22 protein-coding genes are annotated in these 19,694 nt (G+C 68.4%); 12 read left to right on the top strand and 10 right to left on the bottom strand.

All coding sequences use genetic code 11. From position 1 onward, the window contains the following. Window position 1: 1 nt before the first annotated feature. A complete protein-coding gene (locus IQ458_RS14610) occupies window positions 2–2,131 on the top strand; it encodes an amylo-alpha-1,6-glucosidase (protein ID WP_183636404.1) in 2,130 nt (709 codons plus the stop codon). A 22-nt stretch (window positions 2,132–2,153) separates the two neighbouring features. Here IQ458_RS14610 and IQ458_RS14605 read toward each other — a convergent pair whose 3' ends face one another. Next, on the bottom strand, window positions 2,154–4,205 hold the full coding sequence (locus IQ458_RS14605; protein WP_203323269.1) for a mechanosensitive ion channel family protein: 2,052 nt from the start codon (window positions 4,203–4,205) through the stop codon (window positions 2,154–2,156). A gap of 127 nt (window positions 4,206–4,332) precedes the next feature. On the opposite strand from IQ458_RS14605, the gene IQ458_RS14600 reads away from it, so the two are divergent. From IQ458_RS14600 to IQ458_RS14590, 3 genes are all read left to right on the top strand, one after another. Beyond that, entirely contained in the window at window positions 4,333–4,788 is a 456-nt protein-coding gene (locus IQ458_RS14600; RefSeq protein ID WP_192198579.1) for an RES family NAD+ phosphorylase, read from the top strand. Between the two features lie 167 nt (window positions 4,789–4,955). Then, on the top strand, window positions 4,956–6,278 hold the full coding sequence (locus IQ458_RS14595; protein WP_192198581.1) for a sigma-54-dependent transcriptional regulator: 1,323 nt from the start codon (window positions 4,956–4,958) through the stop codon (window positions 6,276–6,278). Continuing rightward, window positions 6,271–6,489, top strand: coding sequence for a hypothetical protein (locus tag IQ458_RS14590; protein ID WP_183636412.1), 219 nt, complete (start codon window positions 6,271–6,273; stop codon window positions 6,487–6,489). Before IQ458_RS14595 ends, IQ458_RS14590 begins: the two co-directional genes overlap by 8 nt. Window positions 6,490–6,526: 37 nt before the next feature. Here the strand turns inward: IQ458_RS14590 and IQ458_RS14585 are convergent, their stop codons facing one another. Continuing rightward, complete coding sequence (locus tag IQ458_RS14585) at window positions 6,527–6,826, bottom strand: KGG domain-containing protein (protein WP_235996873.1); 300 nt, start codon at window positions 6,824–6,826, stop codon at window positions 6,527–6,529. Window positions 6,827–7,093: 267 nt separating this feature from the next. Continuing rightward, window positions 7,094–7,387 (bottom strand): hypothetical protein, encoded by a 294-nt coding sequence (locus tag IQ458_RS14580; protein WP_203323267.1) that lies wholly within the window; start codon window positions 7,385–7,387, stop codon window positions 7,094–7,096. 234 nt (window positions 7,388–7,621) lie between these two features. Here IQ458_RS14580 and IQ458_RS14575 point away from each other — a divergent pair, with 234 nt between their 5' ends. The 3 genes from IQ458_RS14575 (at window position 7,622) to IQ458_RS14565 (ending at window position 9,704) form a co-directional block, all read left to right on the top strand. Continuing rightward, window positions 7,622–8,800, top strand: a complete 1,179-nt coding sequence (locus IQ458_RS14575) for a BON domain-containing protein (protein WP_203323266.1) — start codon at window positions 7,622–7,624, stop codon at window positions 8,798–8,800. Window positions 8,801–8,864: 64 nt separating this feature from the next. Further along, complete coding sequence (locus tag IQ458_RS14570; RefSeq protein WP_203323265.1) at window positions 8,865–9,416, top strand: hypothetical protein; 552 nt, start codon at window positions 8,865–8,867, stop codon at window positions 9,414–9,416. 54 nt (window positions 9,417–9,470) lie between these two features. After that, window positions 9,471–9,704, top strand: a complete 234-nt coding sequence (locus IQ458_RS14565) for a hypothetical protein (RefSeq protein WP_203323264.1) — start codon at window positions 9,471–9,473, stop codon at window positions 9,702–9,704. Between the two features lie 30 nt (window positions 9,705–9,734). Here IQ458_RS14565 and IQ458_RS14560 read toward each other — a convergent pair whose 3' ends face one another. Continuing rightward, window positions 9,735–10,790, bottom strand: a complete 1,056-nt coding sequence (locus tag IQ458_RS14560; protein WP_203323263.1) for an SDR family oxidoreductase — start codon at window positions 10,788–10,790, stop codon at window positions 9,735–9,737. A 257-nt stretch (window positions 10,791–11,047) separates the two neighbouring features. On the opposite strand from IQ458_RS14560, the gene IQ458_RS14555 reads away from it, so the two are divergent. The 4 genes from IQ458_RS14555 (at window position 11,048) to IQ458_RS14540 (ending at window position 12,637) form a co-directional block, all read left to right on the top strand. Beyond that, window positions 11,048–11,425, top strand: a complete 378-nt coding sequence (locus IQ458_RS14555) for a hypothetical protein (protein ID WP_183636432.1) — start codon at window positions 11,048–11,050, stop codon at window positions 11,423–11,425. Between the two features lie 30 nt (window positions 11,426–11,455). Continuing rightward, window positions 11,456–12,115 carry a UdgX family uracil-DNA binding protein gene (locus IQ458_RS14550; RefSeq protein ID WP_203323262.1) on the top strand — a complete coding sequence of 220 codons (660 nt, stop codon included), beginning with the start codon at window positions 11,456–11,458 and terminating at the stop codon, window positions 12,113–12,115. A gap of 45 nt (window positions 12,116–12,160) precedes the next feature. Further along, the gene (locus tag IQ458_RS14545) at window positions 12,161–12,361 is read left to right on the top strand and encodes a hypothetical protein (protein WP_183641423.1); all 201 of its coding nucleotides are present in this window, start codon (window positions 12,161–12,163) and stop codon (window positions 12,359–12,361) included. Between the two features lie 96 nt (window positions 12,362–12,457). Next, entirely contained in the window at window positions 12,458–12,637 is a 180-nt protein-coding gene (locus IQ458_RS14540) for a hypothetical protein (protein WP_141452792.1), read from the top strand. 4 nt (window positions 12,638–12,641) lie between these two features. On the opposite strand, the gene IQ458_RS14535 is transcribed toward IQ458_RS14540, so the two are convergent. The 4 genes from IQ458_RS14535 to IQ458_RS14520 form a co-directional block, all read right to left on the bottom strand. Beyond that, on the bottom strand, window positions 12,642–13,208 hold the full coding sequence (locus IQ458_RS14535; RefSeq protein ID WP_203323261.1) for a GIY-YIG nuclease family protein: 567 nt from the start codon (window positions 13,206–13,208) through the stop codon (window positions 12,642–12,644). Window positions 13,209–13,216: 8 nt separating this feature from the next. Further along, a complete protein-coding gene (locus IQ458_RS14530; RefSeq protein ID WP_183636441.1) occupies window positions 13,217–14,929 on the bottom strand; it encodes an ABC1 kinase family protein in 1,713 nt (570 codons plus the stop codon). Window positions 14,930–14,986: 57 nt separating this feature from the next. Beyond that, window positions 14,987–17,788, bottom strand: a complete 2,802-nt coding sequence (locus tag IQ458_RS14525; protein WP_203323260.1) for a PAS domain S-box protein — start codon at window positions 17,786–17,788, stop codon at window positions 14,987–14,989. Between the two features lie 78 nt (window positions 17,789–17,866). Next, entirely contained in the window at window positions 17,867–18,109 is a 243-nt protein-coding gene (locus IQ458_RS14520; RefSeq protein WP_183636446.1) for a hypothetical protein, read from the bottom strand. Between the two features lie 157 nt (window positions 18,110–18,266). Between IQ458_RS14520 and IQ458_RS14515 the strand changes: the two genes are divergently transcribed. Continuing rightward, window positions 18,267–18,416: a DUF3149 domain-containing protein gene (locus IQ458_RS14515; protein ID WP_141452787.1), complete on the top strand. Its 150-nt coding sequence runs from the start codon at window positions 18,267–18,269 to the stop codon at window positions 18,414–18,416. Window positions 18,417–18,506: 90 nt separating this feature from the next. Here IQ458_RS14515 and IQ458_RS14510 read toward each other — a convergent pair whose 3' ends face one another. Beyond that, on the bottom strand, window positions 18,507–19,106 hold the full coding sequence (locus IQ458_RS14510) for a NapC/NirT family cytochrome c (protein WP_183636448.1): 600 nt from the start codon (window positions 19,104–19,106) through the stop codon (window positions 18,507–18,509). Between the two features lie 3 nt (window positions 19,107–19,109). Further along, window positions 19,110–19,694, bottom strand: coding sequence for a nitrate reductase cytochrome c-type subunit (locus tag IQ458_RS14505; RefSeq protein WP_183636450.1), 585 nt, complete (start codon window positions 19,692–19,694; stop codon window positions 19,110–19,112).

The raw sequence follows: 19,694 nt of genomic DNA, 5'->3' as shown, positions 1-19,694 counted from the left end.
GATGGAATCAGCCGCCGACGCCGCCCTGTACACCCGCTATGTGTTGAAGGACGGCGACAGTTTCCTGGTCGCCAACAGCTACGGCGACATCGCCGGTCCCGCCGAGGGTTTCTTCATCAGCGACACCCGCGTGCTGTCGGGTTACAGGCTGCGGCTGGGCGACGAGGCGGCGACCCTGCTCAGCGCCGCGGTGACCCAGGACAACGTGCTGTTCGTCGCCCATCTCACCAACCGCGCGCTTTCGCCGCTGGACGAAGCCGGTACGCCGCAGGGGCTGATCCACATCAGCCGCAACCGCTTCCTGTGCCAGGAGCGGATGTACGAGCGCATCAGTTGCGTCAACTACGGCGAACAGCGGGTCACCCTGCCGCTGCGCTTCACCCTGGCGGCGGACTTCTGGGACATGTTCGAGGTGCGCGGCAGCCGCCGTTCCGCGCGCGGACGATTGATGGAACCGGAGCCCGGCGAGATCGGCTACGGCTTCCGCTATGTCGGCCTGGACAACGTCGAACGCGCCTCCTACATCCGCTTCTCGATGGCGCCGGTGTTCGCCGGCGCCGGCGAGCTGGAATTCCCGCTGGTGCTGGAACCGGACGAGGTCCGCGAGTTCTACATCGAGGCCGGCGCCGACCCCGGCGAACCGCCCTCGCGTGAACGCTACCGCTACCAGGCCGCACTGGCGCGCCGGCGCATGCGTTCGCGCCAGCGGCGTGGCGCGCGCATCGTCAGCAGCGGTCCGCTGTTCGATCAGTGGATGCGCCAGTCGCGTTCGGACCTGGCGCTGCTGACCAGCGATCTGGAAACCGGACCCTACCCCTACGCCGGCATTCCCTGGTTTTCGACCCCGTTCGGCCGCGACGCCGTGATCACCGCGCTGCAGACGCTCTGGCTCGATCCGGGGCTGGCGCGCGGCGTGCTGCGCTTCCTCGCCGAACACCAGGCCAAGGAGGACGCGCCGTTCCTGGACGCGTCGCCGGGCAAGATCATGCACGAGACCCGCAAGGGCGAGATGTCCAGCCTGCGCGAACTGCCGTTCGGCCTGTACTACGGCGGCGTCGACACCACGCCACTGTTCGTGATGCTCGCGCATGCGTACTGGCGTCGCACTGGCGACGATGCATTCATCCGCGGACTCTGGCCATCGCTGGAAGCGGCCATCGGCTGGGTGGAGCGCGTCTGCGACGCGAACCCGCTGGGCTTCCTCGACTACGCCCGTGGCGAGCGGAGCGGCCTGAGCAACCAGGGCTGGAAGGACAGCGGCGATTCGGTGTTCCATGCCGATGGCCGGCTCGCGCCGGGCCCGATCGCGCTCGTCGAGGTGCAGGGGTATGTCTACGCGGCGTTGCGCGGCATGGCGGCGCTGGCGACGCTTTCCCCGGACGAGGAAAGCGCCACCCGGCGCGCCGCCGCCTGGGAGGCGCGCGCCGCTCGGCTCCGCCAGGCGGTGGAAACGCATTTCTGGGACGAGGAACTGAAGTTCTACGGGCTGGCGATCGATGGCGAAGGCCAATTGTGCCGGGTGCGTACCAGCAATCCAGGCCACCTGCTCTATACCGGCCTGGCCGCGCCCGAGCGCGCCGCCGGGGTCGCCGCGCAATTGCTGTCCTCGCCGTTCTTCACCGGCTGGGGCGTGCGCACGGTCGCGCGCGGCGAGGCGCGCTACAACCCGATTTCCTACCACAACGGTTCGGTGTGGCCGCACGACAACGCGTTGTGCGCCAGCGGCATCGCGCGCACCGGTTTTCGTGGTGGCGCGCCAAGGCTGCTGCGCGGCGCGTTCGAGGCGGCCGTGCACTTCGACATGCGCCTGCCCGAGCTGTTCTGCGGTTTCTCGCGCACCCAGGGCGCGCCGCCGGTCGCCTATCCGGTAGCCTGCCTGCCACAGGCATGGGCGGCCGGATCGGCGCTGATGCTGCTGCAAGCTTGCCTGGGCATCGACATCGACGGCCGCGGCGAGATGGTGGAGATCAACCAGCCCGAACTGCCACCGGGCATCGAGGATGTCACCATCAGCGACCTGCGGCTGGGCGCGCGCCGGTTCGATCTGGCCTTCCGCAAGGTCGGCGAACGCATCAGCGTGTTCGCCGAGGGCGAAGGCGCGCCCGGGCTGGCGGTCTGCATCCGCCAGTAGGGCGCGCTCACAGGTATCACGCTCAGGCCAGCGGCACGCCGGCTTCCGGCAGGCGCCGCAGCAGTTCGTACAGCAGCGCGCCGCGCACCGTCGCGACCCGGCGCGCGCCTTCGACATACACCGACAGGTTGAAGAAGATCTTGTTGTCCTTGACCTCCTCGACCAGCACCACCGGTTCCGGTCGCGGCAGCACGTCGGGGTTGGCGGCGATCACCTCGCGCGCCACCGTCACCGCCTTCTCCACGTCGGTCGTCGCCGCCGGCAGCGGCAGCAGGATCTTCACCAGTCCCTCGGAGCGGGTCAGCGTGCGGTTGCGCACCACCTTGGTGATCAGTTCGGAGTTGGGCACCAGCACGGTGGTGCGATCGGCCATGGTGATCTCGGTGGCGCGCACGTTGATCCGGCGCACGTCGCCCTCGGCGTCGCCCACCACCACCCAGTCGCCGACCCGCACCGGGCGCTCGGCCAGCAGGATCAGGCCGGAAATGAAGTTCTGCACGATCGCCTGCAGGCCAAAGCCGATGCCCACGGTCAGCGCGCTGGCAATCCAGGTGATCTTGTCCAGGCCCACGCCCATCGCCGCCAGCGCCATCGATATCGCCACGACCACGCCGGCATAGGTCGCCACCGACACCAGCGAACTGCGCATGCCCGGATCCAGCCGCGTGGTCGGCAGATAGCGGCTGCTGAACCAGTGTCCGAACAAGCGGGTGGCCAGCATCACCGCCGCGAACACCAGCAGCGCCCGCAGCAGATCGCCCGCGCCCAGCCGGAGCTGGCCGATCGCGATCACCGCCGTGCGCGGATGCAGGCGCGCGAACAGTTCGGAAGGCCCCAGCCCGTAGGGCGCGGCCAGCAGCACCAGCGCGCACAGCAACAGAAGCAGGCGGACTACGCCATAGACCAGCGCGCCGACCTGATCGACCTTGCGCGGCTCCAGTCCCAGTCGCCACGCCAGCACCCGCCCGGCGCGGCCACCGCCGCCCAGGTAGGCATCGATGGTGTCGCCGCTGGCCGCCGCCAGCAGATAGGTGAACACCAGCACCACGCCGCCCCACAAGGTCTGTTTGATCAGGAAGCCGCCGGCGGCGTAGTAACCCAGCAGCGTGGCGAACAGGCTGCCCAGGATCAGCGCCCAACCCACCACCACCACGCCACGCAGCAGGACGCGATGGCGTCCCGTCGGCGCGTCGGCGGGGTTCGTGCGCAGGGCCAGCCCCAGCCGCGACCACACGCTCGCCAGCACCGCGGCCAGGAACACCGCCAGTCCCGCGGTCGCCAGGCGCGACGCATAGCCCTGTCCAGGCAACCAGCGCACCAGCAGGATCTCCAGCCAGGTCGCGGCGGCGACGGACCCCGCCAGCAACCACGGAACGTGGCGCATCCGCGCGGCCACCTCGTCCGGAATGTCGGGCAGGCGCAGGCCCGCATCGCCGCAGGACAGCACATTGCGGCCCAGGCTGGCCATGAACACCGCGAAGGCCAGAACGCCGATCAGCGGCCCCAGCAATGCCGACAGCGGCGAACCGGCTGGCGCGCCCCATCCGAGCACCTGGCCAATCGCGATCAGCAGGACCGCGCTGCACAGGGTGGTGCCGGCGACCCGCAGCAACGCGGGCAGCGACCGCCGGATGCGCCCTTCGGGCAGGCGCGGAACCAGTTTCGAGATCGACCAGGGAACCAGCCACAGCGTCCCGGCCCAGGCCAACAGCAGCGCCGCCAATCCCCAGAACCGTTCCGCCACCTGCCGCCGCAGCTCCTGCCATGCGCCGGCGAGATCGCGCTCGATCGCGGGCATGGCACGTGTCCATTCCAGCGCGGCGCCCTGCCACAGCCGCCGGCTGTAGGGCGGCGCGTTGTCGCGCTCGCCCACTTCCTCCAGCACTTCGCGCGCGGTGGTCTGCGCCGATTCCGACGGCGTGCCGACGGAGGATGAGGAAGGCGGTGCGGAGGCCGGAGCCGTGGCGAACGCCCCAGCCATGCAGGCTACGGCGATCATCGCCAGCACCCGCGCCGGCCAGCGCGTGGCGCGGGGGTGTCGCTGGCGATGGAAAAAACCGGAAATTGCGCGCATGTCGAAGCGGAAACGGAGGAATCCGACCCTACCCGAGCACGCGGACCCGTCATGTGAAGGCCACGGTTGCACACGGTCTTCGCGTCTCCGAACCCATCATCGATCATCCCTTCGAGGGAGCAGCGCCATGCCGAACGAAACGATGCCCGCTTTCGTGATGGTCGAGGACACCGCCGTCACCCACGTATTCCCCGTCTCCGACCGCCCTGGCCGCTGGACCAGCGGGCAGTTGCCGGTGATCTACGCCGCCTGCAGCGCGGCCGCGGCGATGCTCGAACATCGTGCGCATCTGGAAAGCACGCCGGTCAATCAACTGAAGTTGATCGAGGCGCGCGTTCCGTCCGGTTCGCTGCATGTCATCGAGGTCGCCGAGGATCTGCTCTGGCGGGAGCGTCCCTACCGGACCGAAGTGCAGGCGCTGGGCGACGCCTGGCTCGCCACCGGCAATACCCTGGCGGCGCAGGTGCCCAGCGCATTGTGTCCGTGCGAGCACAACCTGCTGCTCAATCCGCGCCATCCGCTGTTCACGCGGATCAGCTACCTGGCCGCGCACCGTTTCCGGATGGATCAGCGGCTGGGCTGAATCGGCCTCGCACCCGCGCGGGACAGGATTCGCGCATGGGTCGCGCGATCACCTTCATGAACATCAACACGGCATGCACATCGCATCCTGATGTGGCCGTGTCCGCTTCGCGTTGCCCTAACAGCCGTTGGGTGATGCTCACATGCTGGTGATCCACGAGAGTGAACATGCCGAATCCATGCTTTGCCATCGTCGACGACGACACCGAGTTCGCGTCGATGACCCTGGACATGGCCCGGCGCCGCGGCTTCACGGCACATGCCTTCCATCGCGTCGCCGATGCCGCGCCCTGGCTGGCGCGCCACGACCCCGAGCTGACCCTGCTGGACATGCACCTGCCGGATGGCACCGGCTTCGACGTGCTCGAGCGCATCCCGGTGCAGCACCAGGGACAGATCGTGTTCGTCAGCGGCAGCAGCGATATCGAGCATGCGCGGCGGGCGGTGGCCTCCGCCGCGTCGGCCTACCTGCCCAAGCCGCTGCCGCCCACCCGTCTGATGGGCCTGCTCGACGATGTGCGCCAGTCTCACCATGCGCGCGAGGCCGCGCTGCGCGACGACGGCGATGGACTGCTCGGCGAGAGCCCGCCGATGCAGGCATTGCGCCAGGAGATCGCCCGCGCGGCGCCCCACGACGTGAGCGTGCTGCTGTTCGGCGAGACCGGCAGCGGCAAGGAACTGGCGGCGCGTGCCATCCATGCGCAGAGCGGTCGTGGCGGCCGTTTCGTCGCGGTCAACTGCGGCGCGCTTCCGGGCGAACTGCTCGCCAGCGAGCTTTTCGGCCACGAGCGTGGCAGTTTCACCGGCGCCGCCGCGCGCCACCTGGGTTTCTTCGAGCAGGCCCAGGGCGGCACGCTCTTCCTGGACGAGATAGGCGACATGCCGCCGGCGCTGCAGGTCTACCTGCTGCGCGCACTGGAAACCGGCGTGGTCCAGCGAATCGGCGGCCAGGGCGAGGTTCCGATCGACGTGCGCGTCATCGCGGCCACCCATCGCCTGTCGGCGGACGGCTGCGGCGATCTGCGCCAGGATCTGTATTTCCGCCTGGTCCGCTATCCCATCGAGGTGCCGCCGCTGCGTGCGCGCAAGCAGGACATCCCGCTGCTGGCCACCGCCTTCGTCGATCGGCTCAACCGGCGCACCGGGCACGCCCGGCGGCTGGAGGAACGCTGCCTGCCGGGCCTGATGGCGCACGCCTGGCCGGGCAACGTGCGCGAACTGTCCAGCGCGATCGAACTGGCTTACCTGCGCAGCCAGGACGACAGCGTGCGCGCGGTTCCGCTGCAACTGGACCGGCGCGGATTGCCGGGCGACGACGACCCGGCGAGCGTGCGTTTCCAGGTGGGCATGACCTTCGCCCAGGTGGAGGCGGAAATGCTGCGCAAGACCCTGGCCTTCCACGCCGGCGACAAGACCGCGACCGCCCGGGCCCTGGGCATCAGCGTGCGCACCGTGCACAACCACCTGGCCAGGAAGCGCGACGATGTCTGATTGGCAGCACGATCTGCGCAACGAGTTGAACCTGATCCTGTATGCCAATTCCATCGCGCGGGAAGCGCTCGCGCAGGGCCAGATCGATGACGTCCGCTCCGGCCTGGACCGGATCGACATGGCCGTCGTCCAGTGCGGCGCGTTGCTGGATCGCATGGCCATCGGCGGTTCCCCGCGGCAGGGCGAGACCGGCACCGCCCCGCGCGGGTGATTGATTCCGCAGTTCGCGGTTTGCCGTTTTCCTCACCTCAGTGATGACGCGTGGACGGCGTGCTCCCGGATAGCAGGCTCCCGCCATCCTCCGGCTCCGTACTTCCCTCGCCGCCCTCGATGCCACGCTCGCGCGTCTGCTGCCGGCGATTCGCGCCACGCGCTTCGCCACCGCGCGCGCCGATCCGGGCCATGTGCGTGCGATCCTGGCTGACCACCTCGCCGCCCTTGCGTCCCGCTTCGCGGGCTTCTTCGGAATCGAACTGATGCGCGTTGCCGCTGCGGTGCGCGGCGCGCCCGCCCTTGCGTGCGATTTCGCGTTGCCTTTCCGGATCCATCGCGGCGAATCCGCGTGGCTCCCGGCGCCTGCCCTGGTCCTGTCCGCGCGGGGCGGAGGTCGCAGTGCCGTGGGTGTTCGTCGAGGAAGGATTCAATGACAGTGGGGTACGGGACATGGGAACGCCTTCTGTTGGGAGAAATGCGGCGACTGGAGATAACCGGCGCCGTGGCGTACTCCGCAATGTCCATGCCAACGGTGGAGCTCGCGCAGGCGCGTCCAAGCGGCTGCGCGGGCGGCACATGCTGCATCCCGTGAAATTTCTGCGTCAGGGTGAAGGCGGCGTCGCACGTTTGCGCGCCGCATGGCCCTGCAGGCACGACGCGAGTTCGTCGCCGACCTTGCCGTCGCACTCGGTCGCGGTGGGCGGCGGCTGGGTCAGGTGGACCGGCTCGTCTTTCACCGCGGCCTTGTCGTCGGCACCCGCATCGACCCTTTCACCGGGCGGACTGCTGCTGCCCGTGCTGGCCGGGGGAACCGAAGGATCGTCCCGGCGGTCGCAGGCCGGCATCACGGCCACGGCCATGGCCCAGACAAGGCCGGCGATCATCCAGCGTTTCATGTTCCACCTCCGCGCCGTCGCGCTTCATTCGTCTGCCGCTTACCCACGCAAACCGCGTGCCGATCCGCTCCGCGCACAAACTTCCTTTCGGCGCAAAAGCTGCCTGCCGAGGCCGACCGGCGCCGTCGGCGCCCGCGCCTGCCGGCCCGTGGCGATGGCATGCCGTTTGCGTGCCGTCCACGGACGGAGTGGCGCACCACGCTCCTTTCCACTCCTTTCTTCCAGGAGCAGGCAATGGACGAGAACAGACACGACGAGAGCAGACACGACGACGGCAGGCACGTGGGCGTCGAACTGAAGGCCGCGATAGGCGAACTGCGGCAACTGGCAACGCAGCTGGCAGACGCCAGCCGCGAATGGTGGCAGAACCGGAGACAGGACATGAACCAGTACAACCGGCAATACGGCAGGCAACACCAAGGCATGCGTCCGGAAGACAGGCATCCCGACGACGAGCGTTCCTCGCGTGGCTATGGCGAAGGCTATGGCACCGCCGGTATCCAGCCATCGCGAACGCGCGCACAGGCCCGGGAAGAAGGCCGGTTTGGCGCGGACGAGTACGAGCGCTGGGGACGCGGCCGCGAGTCCGACGAGGATGTGCGCGGGCAATATAGCGGTGGAAGCGGACGCTCCGGATTCAGCGGCCGCGGCGACGCCGGCCAGCGCGAATACGGACGGGGCTTCGACGACAGCGACTTCGCCGGCGGTTATCGTCCGGCCGGGCGCACGGGCGACCGCGAAAGCGGCTATTACGACCCGCCGGGCGAATACAGCCAGGCCTGGGGACGCGAGCGCGATCCGGGCCGGATCTACGGGCCCGAGGATTTCAGCCAGCGCTACGCGCAGGGCGACGTGTTCGCCGGAAGCGGCTATGGACGCAGCGGGCGCTATCCACGCGAACCCGGCGTCGGCTACGGCAGCAGTTCCGGCTACGGTTACGGCCAGTCCTCCGGCGGGATGGGTCGCAGCCCGTCCGACTGGCGCGACGACACCCGCGCCGGGGCCTCCGGGTATGGCCAGGAATCCGGCCAGCGGAATTTCCGCGGACGCGGGCCGCGCGGCTACACCCGTTCCGACGAGCGCATCACCGAGGATCTCAATGAACGCTTTACCGACGACCCTTACCTGGACGCGGACGATCTGCAGATCAGCGTGAGTGGCGGCGTCGCCACCCTGAGCGGCACGGTGGAACAACGCTGGATGAAGCACCGCGCCGAGGACATCGCCGATGCATGCGGCGGCGTGCGCGAGGTCCACAACGAGATCCGGGTGACGCCGAGCATGGGACGGACCGGAGACGCCGGGCTCGAAACCCCGACGACCTCCGAAGCCGGCGGTCGCAATCGCGGCGCGACAAGCCGTCCTGCCACCACCACCACCGGCACCACGCCCACCGGGGGCAGCACCCACTGATGCGTGTCCACGCCAACCATGACCACGGCCGCCTGCACGGGCGGCCGTGAGGAGGCGAATCCGCATGAAGCATCGGACATCCCTGATCGCGTGGCTGGCCCTGGCCACCGGCGCGGTCGTGCTGTTCCGCCATCTGGCCGCGCGGCCGCGCGAGGGCACCGCCGGCGCGGATTTCGACGACGACGCCTTCGTCACCTCGGCACTCGCGCTGGGACTGCGCGAACGCCGCCTGGCCAACGGCATCCTGGAACATGCCGAGGATGAATCGCTGCGCACCCTCGCCCGCATGATCCTGGCCCAGCACCAGGCCGAGGACGGGGTATGGGCGGGCTTCGACACCTCGACCGCGGGCGAGGACGGCGCGACCCGCCTGCCCGGATTCCGGCCCGCGGAGTACGAACATCACGCCGCGCTTGCGCTGCAGTCCATGCTGGATGAAGCCTGGCCGCTGTTCGACCAGGCCTCGCAGCGGTGCACCCGCGATGACCTGCGTGACTGGGCGCTGCGCATGCTGGCGTGGCTGGAGGAATCCGAACAGGTCCTCGCGCCAATCCTGGAACGCATCGCGCCGGATGTTCCCGGCCGGCCCCAGCCCAGTCCCGAAGGCGTCTACTAGTGGCGTCCGTCCGCCAGGCGCGCGTCTCCATCACTCCACGAAAGGAACCATCCCATGGCCCGATGCGATGTGTGCGGCAACGATTACGACAAGAGCTTCACCCTGACCCAGCAGGGACGTACCGGCACCTTCGATGCCTTCGAGTGCGCGATCCACGCCTTCGCGCCGCGCTGCGCGCATTGCGGCTGCGCGATCATCGGCCATGGCGTGGAGAGTGACGGCACCATCTACTGCTGCGCGCACTGCGCCAAGCAGTCCGGCGAAACCGGGCTGCGCGACCGCACCTGACGGCGGTCGCGCCCCGCCAGGCCTGTCCCGCTAGCCGTAGGGTCCGCCCATCACCGGCAGCACCGCGCCGCTGATATAGGAGGCGGTGATCGGCGAGGCCAGGAACACGTAGGCCGGCGAAAGCTCCTCCGGTTGCGCGGGACGGCCCATGTCGCTGTCCTTGCCGAACGTGGCCACCTTCTCCGCCTCGCGGTCCGCCGGGTTCAGCGGCGTCCACACCGGTCCCGGCGCCACCGCGTTGACCCGGATGCCGCGTGGCAGCAGGTTGCTCGCCAGCGATTTGGTGAATGCGTGGATGGCGCCCTTGGTCGCCGCATAGTCGAGCAGTTCCTTGCTGCCGAAGAGTCCTGTTTCCGATCCGCTGTTGATGATGCTCGCCCCCTCCCCCAGGTGCGGCAGCGCCGCGCGGGTCATGTTGAAGTAGCCGCCGATGTTGGTCTGCAGGGTCTCGGCCAACTGTGCGTCGCTGATGTCCTCGAGCCGTTTGGCGTGTTGCTGGAACGCGGCGTTGTTGACCAGGACGTCCAGCCCGCCGAAGGACGCCACCACATCCGCCACCGCGCGCTCGCAGAACCGGCCATCGCGCACATCCCCGCTGATCAGCAGGCACTGGCGTCCTTCGGCTTGCACATGGCGCGCAGTTTCGCGTGCATCCTCGTGCTCGTCCAGGTACACGATCGCCACGTCGGCTCCTTCGCGCGCGAACAGCACCGCGACCGCGCGTCCGATGCCCGAGTCTCCGCCGGTGATGAGCGCCCGCAGGCCCTGGAGCTTGCCGCTGCCGCGATAGTCAGGGGCCAGGAAGCGTGGCGGGAGCTCGAGTTCGGCTTCATTGCCCGGCTTGCGCAGATGCTGCCGGCTTAACGGCGGTTCGGGTTGCCTACGACTTCCGGCCTGCACCGGCTGCTTTTTCGTCGAAGGTGCCCGCGCATTCCTGTCCATGGCTTCTTCCTGCAGGCGCCGCTGTCTCTGCGCCGTCTTCGCCGCGGTGTCCGCGCTGGCGGCCGATGATGTCTTCCTGGCGGCGCTGCCAGGCGAAGCCTTCTTCGCCGCCTTCTTAGTCGTCTTCTTTTCGCTGCGTTTCATGTTCACTCCCGGTTACGGAAAAACAGGAACGATTTTGGCTTTGCAACTGAACAAGTACGCTAGAACCGGTGCTGTGAGCGCAATGCAAACGCACCCTCTTCACGTGCTCTGCACTTGAAGTGAAATTTTTTCGCGCGTCCGGAAACCAGTGCCTCCATGCGAATGCGCATGTGCATTCGCGTTGCCGTTTCCAGTCATTTTCGAGTGGCATGCAATCTGCTAAGTAACCGCATCCCCCACAGATCAGGATGCATCCCATGACCAAAGCCGTGCCGATGAAGCTTCCCGCCGACTTCACCTGGGTGGAAGCGACCGCCGACGACACATGGGCCGGGGCAAGACTCATGCTCGAGGGTCGCAGGGTGCTGGAAATCCATCCCTGCCGCGACGGCTGGCTGGTGAGCGTGCAACTGCACGACCCGCTCAACCCGCAGGCCAATGTCGCCGTGCGTTCGGTGGCGGCGGGCATGCGCTGGGCCGCGCGCTGGGCCCGCAGCCGCATCGCACGCCTGCGTGTGCTCGCGGCCGGCGAGCGCCGGCATGCCGTCGCGGTCGCGCCGATGCCCCTGCCGATCCCGGCGAGCACGACCGTCGCGCCGCGCAGGCCCTCGATCCAGGAACTGGCCGATGCCTGATTCGCGCGCGCGCCCCGACGCCTGAGCGCGATGCCGCGCGTACCGCCCACGCAGGTACCGCTGGCCAAACCGGTCGAGACCGTTCCCGCCGGTTCGCTACGGCAGTTGCGGCTGCGCGCGGCGGACTGCAGGGCATGTCCGCTCTGGCGCGAGGCCACCCAGACCGTCTTCGGCCGCGGTCCGGCACGCGCGGCGGTGATGTTCATCGGCGAACAGCCTGGCGATCAGGAGGATCGCCAGGGCGAGCCGTTCGTGGGACCGGCCGGGCGCCTGCTGCGCGAACTGCTGGAACAAAGCGGACTTGCGGTGGAGGAGGTGTACCTGACCAACACCGTCAAGCACTTCAAGTTCCGCCAGCGCGGCAAGGTGCGCCTGCACCAGCGCGCAAGTGCCGGCGAACAGGCCGCGTGCCGGCCGTGGCTGGCCGCCGAACTGCTGCGGCTGCGGCCGCGCTGGGTGGTGGCGCTGGGCGCGATGGCCGCGCAGACACTGTTCGGCAATGCGTTCCGGCTGACCCGCGAGCGCGGTCGCTGGCGTGCATTGGATGAACGCACCGAGGCCATCGCCAGTTGGCATCCGTCCGCCATCCTGCGCATGCAGGGCCAAGCGCGTGACCAGGCGTTGCGCGAACTGCGCCGTGATCTTCGCCAGGTTGCCGCGCGCGTGGCCGGCGCGACGTTCCCTCCCTAGTTACCCTCCCCTGCATCCCTGCCCCGACAACGAGGAGCGCATGCCATGAAGAGCAAACCCGAGGCCCCATCCCGCAACAACCCGGACAGCGACGAGCAAAAGGCGCATACCGCCGATCGCCTTCGCAACGACAAGGCACGCTGGAAGGAACACGACCAGCCGGATGTGCCACGCGGAACCGGCCGGCGCAATCCGGAGCGCGACTATCCGGATCCGCTCGGCACCGGCGATCGCAACCGCCGCTGAATTCCCGCACGCTCCCATCCGGATTCGGCGGATCGTTCACGCCGGTACCACCGGCGCGCTTCCAGACTGGAGCCGTTCCTTCCAATGGAGCACGCCATGAACCGCGACCGCAAGGATCCGCCCGCACCGGACGAGCATCGGGACGCGCCCGAGACACCGCACGAACGGCAGAAACGCAAGCAGCGTGAAAGCGAGAACCAGGACGAATCGCTGGAGGAAACCTTCCCCGCCAGCGATCCGGTTTCGCCCTTCGTCCCCGCCAAGGCGCCGGATTGACCGCTCAGGCGCGATGCCGGCGATGCCACGCCGCGATCGCCGACGGGACGCGCGCGTCGAGCGCCAGGTCCAGTGCGATCTGTTCGTCGCATAGGTCCCGCAACGCCTGCGCGAACGGATGACGCGCGGAGGATTCCGGTTCGACGCCCGCGTCGAGCATCGCCTGCCAGATCGCCTCGGCCCGGCCATAGGGGTCATCGCTGCCGCGAAGCAATGCGTCGCGCAGCCATGGCCGCGCCGGATGCAGGTGGAAACCTTGCTCCGCCATCGCGTCCATGTGGGTGCGGATGTCCCGCTGGGCGCCCCGGAACCACTCGGTATGACCACCCGCGGCAGCCACCGACAACAGCGGCGCGGGCGCGTTGTAGTCACGCAGCGAGCGTTTCAGCGCGGTTTCCCACGCCTGCGCCTCGGCCAATGCGTCGGCCTGCAACAGCAGGGCGTGGTCGAGGTCGAAGAATTCGAACCAGCGCGGCGCCAGGCCGCGGATGCGGCCCAGCGGATCCCGCGAGATGCCGAGCTTGGCCAGATCCTCGCCGGCGCAGGGAAACAGGTAGAGGAACGCGCTCATGGCCTGGCTCAGCGCGGTGCCCGCTCCTCGCGCGAGCGCGCGGTCCGATCGCGCCGCAGGGCGCTGATCACGATGCCCACGCCCAGGCCGGCGCCCAGCAGGAACAGCAGCAGCGCGACGGTTGGATAGCCCCACAGGGTGCTGCGGGTTTCCACCCGCATCATCAGCGAGGACGCGACGATCAGCGCGGCGGTCACCAGCCCGGCGGCAATCCGGTTGGCGATCTTCTGCAGGTTTTCCATCAGCCGCGATTCCTCCAGCCCGGCCACCCGCAGTTGCAGCTTGTTTTCCGCCACCAGCGACAGCGCGTCGGACAGCTTGCGCGGACCTTCCCGCAGCAGGGTCTGGATCTCGATCAGTTCGCTGGCGACGTTGGACGAGGAGAACGATTGCCGCAGGCGCGCGCGCATCACATGCTGCAGGTGTCGTTCGACGACCGCTTTCGGATCCATCTTCGGTGCCAACTGGCGGCAGACCGCATCCAGGTTCAACAGCGCCTTGCCCAGCAGGCTCAGTTCCGGCGGCGTACGCAACCCGCTGGTGGTGGCGACCCGTACCAGTTCCAGCACGACCCTGCCGGCCGAGGCCGAGGCCGAATGCGCGTTGTAGTGACTGACCAGGTGCCCGACCTCGCGCACGAAACGCTCCTCGTCGTAATCCTCCAGCCGGGTGCCCATGGCGATGGCCTCGTCGGCGGCCTGTTCACCGCGTCCGTCGACCGCGGCGAACAGCAGTTTGAGCAGGCAGTCGCGTCGCTTGGGCGGCACGTTCACCACCATGCCCAGATCGAACACCGCGAGCCGGCCGTCACGGGTCACCCGCAGGTTGCCCGGATGCGGATCGGCATGGATTTCGCCATGCACGAAGATCTGGTCCAGATAGCCGCGCAGCAGCGCCGATGCCAGCAGATCCATCGGCTGCTCGGTCCGGCGCACGCCCGGAATCTGATCCACCCGGATGCCCTCGGCCAGCTCCATGGTCAGTACCCGGCGCCGGCTGAGATCGGCGACGGGTGCCGGTACCCATAGTTCCGGAAACGGCGCCAGGTGCAGGCGGAACCGCAGCAGGTTCTCGGCCTCGGCCTGGTAGTCCAGCTCGGCCAACAGGGTACGGCTGAATTCCTCCAGCCAGTCGGCGAAGCGCACCCGCCGCCCCATTTCGGTGAAGCGATCGGCATTGCGGGCGAAGCCGCGCAGCAGTTCCAGATCCCCGAGCAGTTGCTGGGCGATGCCGGGCTTCTGCACCTTGACCGCCACCGCCGTGCCGTCGCGCAACCAGGCGCGATGCACCTGAGCCAGCGACGCCGAGCCCAGCGGTTCCGGTTCGAACCCGGAGAAGGCATGGCTCACGCGCACGCCGAGTTCGGTTTCCACCACTTCGCGGACGGCCTCGAACGACACCGGTTCCACCCGTTCCTGCATGCGTTCGAAGGAACTGGCGAAGGCCGGCGGCACGATGTCCGGCCGGGTCGAGAGCATCTGCCCGATCTTCACGAACGCCGGGCCGAGCGCCTCCAAGTCCTGGGCCAGCTCCTGGGGCGTGCCTTCCGGTACCTGCAGCGCGGCATCCTCCAGGCTGGTATCCAGCCCGGAAAACAGGCCCGAGTTCCGGTAGCGGAACAGGAAGCGCAGGATCTGTCCGCGCCGCCTGCCCGCTCCCTGTGGCGGTTCGGCGTGATGGGCGTGCGATTCCATGACCGGATTCCTGATCGGGAATTCCATTGTCAGGGCGCGATGATCACGCCAAGTGAAAGCCGCCGCGATGGCGGGGCGGCGCGCTCATCCACGGCCGAGATGTTCCTCGATCAGCCGGCGCAGGGTCGCCACTTCCACCGGCTTGGCCAGGTGCGCGTCGAATCCGGCTTCGCGCGAGCGTCGCTTGTCCTCCTCGTGGGTCCAGCCGCTGAGCGCCACCAGGGTCAGCGCCGCGCCGCTGTTCAGGGCACGCATGCGGGTGGCGGTGTCGTAGCCGCTGATGCCGGGCATGCCCAGATCCATCAGCACCATCTCCGGCGCGAAACCGGCGAAACGCGCCAGTGCCGCTTCGCCATCGTAGGCCACCGCGACGTCGTGGCCGGCGAACTCCAGGTACTCGGCGATGGCGTCGGCCGCATCGCGGTTGTCGTCCACCACCATCACCCGATGGCGGTTTCCAGGCGTGGTGTAGTCGGTGGCCATGTCGTCTTCTCCCGGATTCGATGTGTTGACCAGCGGCAGTTCGACTTCGAAGTGGCTGCCCTGGCCGATGCCGTCGCTGTGCGCGCGCACGTGCCCGCCATGCAGTTCGACGATGCTGCGAACCAGGGTCAGGCCGATGCCCAGTCCGCTCAGCATCTGCTGCTTTTCCTGCCGGATCTGGGTGAACAGGTTGAATATCTCGCCAATCCGCTCGGGCGGCATGCCCACGCCGTTGTCGGCGACGCTGACCCGCAGCCAGCCATCTTCCCGGCGCGAACCCAGGGCGATGCGGCCCGGCGCATGGGTGAACTTGGCGGCGTTGTTCAGCAGGTTGGAGAACACCTGCGCCAGCCGAACCGGATCGCCGTCGACGATGCAGGCGCGCGGCGACAGCGCCACCTCCAGTTGGTGTCCGGCCTGCTCTATCCATGGCCGGCTGGTATCGATGGCGACCTGCAGCACCTCGTTGACGTCCAGCTGCTCGCGGCGGAGCTCGATGGTGCCGTGGGTTATCCGCGAAACCTCCAGCAGATCCTCCACCAGCCTTACCATGTGGTCGACCTGTCGCTGCATCCGCGCGAGCGCGGGCGCGAACGGCGCATCGCCCGCCTCCACCAGCAACTCCAGGGTGGTCCGCAGCGGCGCCAGCGGATTGCGCAGCTCGTGGGCGAGGATTGCCAGGAACTCATCCTTGCGCCGGCTCTGATCGGCCTGAAGTTCCAACAGCTCGCGCTGGCGCGCGTGCAGGTTCTTGAACTGCTGGATATCGGCGGTCGTGCCCAGCCACTCGACGATGCGTCCGCGCGGATCCTTCAATGCGCGCGAACGGGTGGAATGCCAGACGTAGCTGCCGGTGCCGGCCTGGCGCACGCGGTGTTCGACCCTCATCTCCTCGCGTTCGCCCGCGCGTGCCCACGCTTGCAAGGTCGCATCGCGGTCCTCAGGATGGATCGACGCCAGCCAGCCCAGCCCGACCGCGTCCTGCTGGGACTGGCCGGTGAACTGCTCCCATTGCGGGCTGGCCCAGGTCCAGTGGCCGCGATCGGAGGACCGCCACACCAGCAACGGGATGCCCTCGATCAGGGTGGAAAGCCGCCATTCGCTCTCGCGCAGCGCGCTTTCCACCCGCCGGCGCTCGGTGATGTCCTGGGCCACCGAGATGCCGCCGGCCACCTTGCCGTCGCGCCACAACGGCACCGCGCCGAACACGATCCAGCGCTCCACGCCATCCAGGTAGATATGGAAATCCACGGTCGGCGGCACGGTTTCGCCGCGCAGCGCCCGCGCACTCGGATACTCGCTCGGCGCCAGCAGGTTGCCTTCTGCGTCGTAGGCGCGCCAGCGGGAGCGCGGCTCGCGCGACGGCAGCACGTTGCCGACCAGTTCCTGCAGGTGGGGGTTGGCCATCAGGTAGCGGCCCTCGGTGTCGAACAGGCCGATGCCCACCGGCACGTGCTCGATGACCGCGGCCAGCTGCGACTGGCTTTCGCGCATGGCGTCGGTGATCCGGCGGCGATCACTGATGTCGCTGAAGAGGATGCCGACCTGGTGGCTGCCTCCCTCCAGTGGAAACGCGTAGACCTCGAACCAGCGTCCCCCCATGCCCACCGTCTGTTTTTCGAACCGTCGCGGCTGCCCGGTGAGCGCGACCTCGCCGTACAGTTCGTACCAGGAGGCTTCCAGATCGGCGACGACCTCGCGCGCGGTGCGCCCGACCACCTCGCCCAGGCCGGTGTGGCGCGCGAACGCGCCGTTGACCTCGACGAAGCGGTAGTCGCAGGCATGGCCATCGGCGTCGAACAGCACGTCGATGATGCAGAAACCCTGATCGATGGACTCGAACAACTGGCGGAACCGCGCCTCGCTGCGGCGCAGTTCCGCCGCCACCCGCGTGCGCAGCACCGATGCCGAGGTGCGCTCGCCGACGTTCCGCACCAGCGCCCGTTCGGCGGAAGTCCAGACACGTGGATCGGCGTGATGCACCGCGAGGATTGCCCGGGAATCGCCGTCGCGCACCAGCGACACGCTGATGTGCGCGCGGATGCCGCTGTCGCGGTAGGCGCGCCGTTGCAGCGCCGACAGGCCCCGGATCGCCGCGGTGTCGTCGCAGCAAAGCACCTCGCCGCGGCGCATCGATTCGCCCACGAAGTCGCCGAAATCGTCCAGCCGCTGCTGTCCCGCCAGCGGCGGCAAACGCCCGTTGCCTGATTCGACCTGCAGGGCGAATCGCTCCCCGGCCTCGTCCATCTCGGCATAGCAGACGCGATCGACGCGCAGGTGGCGGGCCAGATGCGCGGCGGCGAACGCCATCACCTCACGGGGATCGCGGATCCGCCGGATGCCATCCTCCAGCGCCAGCAGGACGGACTGGCTGGCCGTTTCGGGACTCTGAACTTCCAGCATGGGACCGGTCCCTGGATGATCCCGGTCAAGCTGTGACAAGTCCGGTGAAGGCCATGTCGAGGACGCTGGACGATGGGTTCAGGCGCGTTCGGCCAATCCCGGCCAGTCGGGGTGGCCGCTGGAGTCGTACCACTGCTGGGCGCGGCGCAGCGCCTCGGGCTTGCTCAACGAGCGCTCGGCGTAGAAGTACCAACGCGCCCCGGTACGCTTCTGCGACTGTTCGTGGACCAGGCGGAATCCCTGCCCCAGATCCGCACCGACATCGCCCTGCACCAGTTCGGCGTGCTCGGGGGAAATCAGCAAAGAATAGATTCCGCTCATGGATGCGACCCTCCGGCCCCCTTATCGCATATCGGCCCGTTGAATCCCTGCACGCGCTCTTCGCGCCCCGCCCCCGCGAACCGCCATTGATTCAGGTCAATGCCGCCAACCGCCAGCGCGCTAACCTGCCCGCAGTCCATCCGGGGAACCGCCGCACATGCATCCAATCCTTCGCGAAATCCTGCTGGAGCCGGTTGGCTGGCTCGCCATCGGCGGCAGCCTGGTGATGTTCGGCATCGGCATCTGGGTCAGCCTGTTCCTGCGCAAGAAGATGCGCGAGGAGGAGCGTCGCCGCGGCGGCAAGTAGCCGCCGGAACGCATGGCGCCGGCCACCGGCCTTCGTATCTGCCGGGCGTGGCCGGATTCGTTTTTGGGGAAGCCGCAGCGGCTGGGGAGTTCAGCCCTGCGGCACTCCGGTCATGTCCGGCAGGTGGTGGGCCACGCCTTTGTGGCAATCGATGCAGGTCTTCTTCTGGGTGCCCAGCCACAGCTTGTGGGTCTGGGCCGCGCGCGATCCCTGCCGGGTCAGATCCATCGACGAATAGTCGTGGCAGTTGCGACACTCCAGCGAGTCGTTGGCCTTCAAGCGCTCCCACTCGTGCATCGCCAGTTCCAGCCGGTGATCGAGGAACTTCTCGCGGGTATCAATCGTGCCGAACACCTTGCCCCAGACTTCCTTGGACGCCTGCATCTTGCGGGCGATCTTGTTGGTCCAGTTGTGCGGCACGTGGCAGTCCGGGCAGGTCGCGCGCACGCCGGAACGATTGGTGTAGTGGATGGTCGTCTTCAGTTCCTGGAAGACGTTGTCGCGCATTTCATGGCAGCCGGTGCAGAAGGTCTCTGTGTTGGTCGCTTCCAGCGCGGTGTTGAAGCCGCCCCAGAACACCACCCCGACCACGAAACCGGCCACCGTCAGGAACCCCAGGCTGTAGTGCCGGCTGGGTGAGCGCAGGGTGCGCCAGATGGGCAGCACGCGTTGCTTGATCCGTTCCCACATGGCTCACTCGCTCCCCTGCTTGGCCGGCGTCGTCGGCGCGGCCGGCGTGGTCGCGATGACGCTGTCGATGTCCTGGAAGTTGTTCGCCACCAGCGGCTTGGCATCGGTCTGCACCACGTGGCACTGGTTGCAGAAGTAGCGGCGCGGCGAAATCGTGGCCAGGAACTGATCGTCCCGGTCCATGTAGTGGGTCACGCTGACCGGCGGCGCCTGGAAAGTGGCGGCGTTGGCGCGCGCATGGCACAGCATGCAGCGGTTGCTGTTCTTGTCGACCTGGTAGCCGTCGATGGCGTGCGGAATGGTCGGCGGCTGCATCGGATAGGCGCGTACCCGCTTGATGTCGGTGTTCTCGACCCGCGCCATCGGCGGTGGCGCGCCCTCCTGATCGATCGGCACGCCGCGGCGGATGGCGTCGATCTGCGCACCGGGCGGCGGCGCGTCGACCGCGGGAGGCGCGACGCCGGCGGCTTCGGCCGGCGCCGCCGTCTCCGGCGAGCGGTGGCTGCCGAACATCCAGCCGGCGACGAACACCAGTATCCCCAGCACCACCGTCAGGCCCACGGCGATCAGCAATGGCTTGTTGCGCAT

The organism is Pseudoxanthomonas beigongshangi (assembly GCF_016820515.1).
Classification (GTDB): domain Bacteria; phylum Pseudomonadota; class Gammaproteobacteria; order Xanthomonadales; family Xanthomonadaceae; genus Pseudoxanthomonas_A; species Pseudoxanthomonas_A beigongshangi.
Note: the sequence above shows the minus strand (reverse complement) of the source record. Positions and strands in the feature narration are given on the sequence as shown.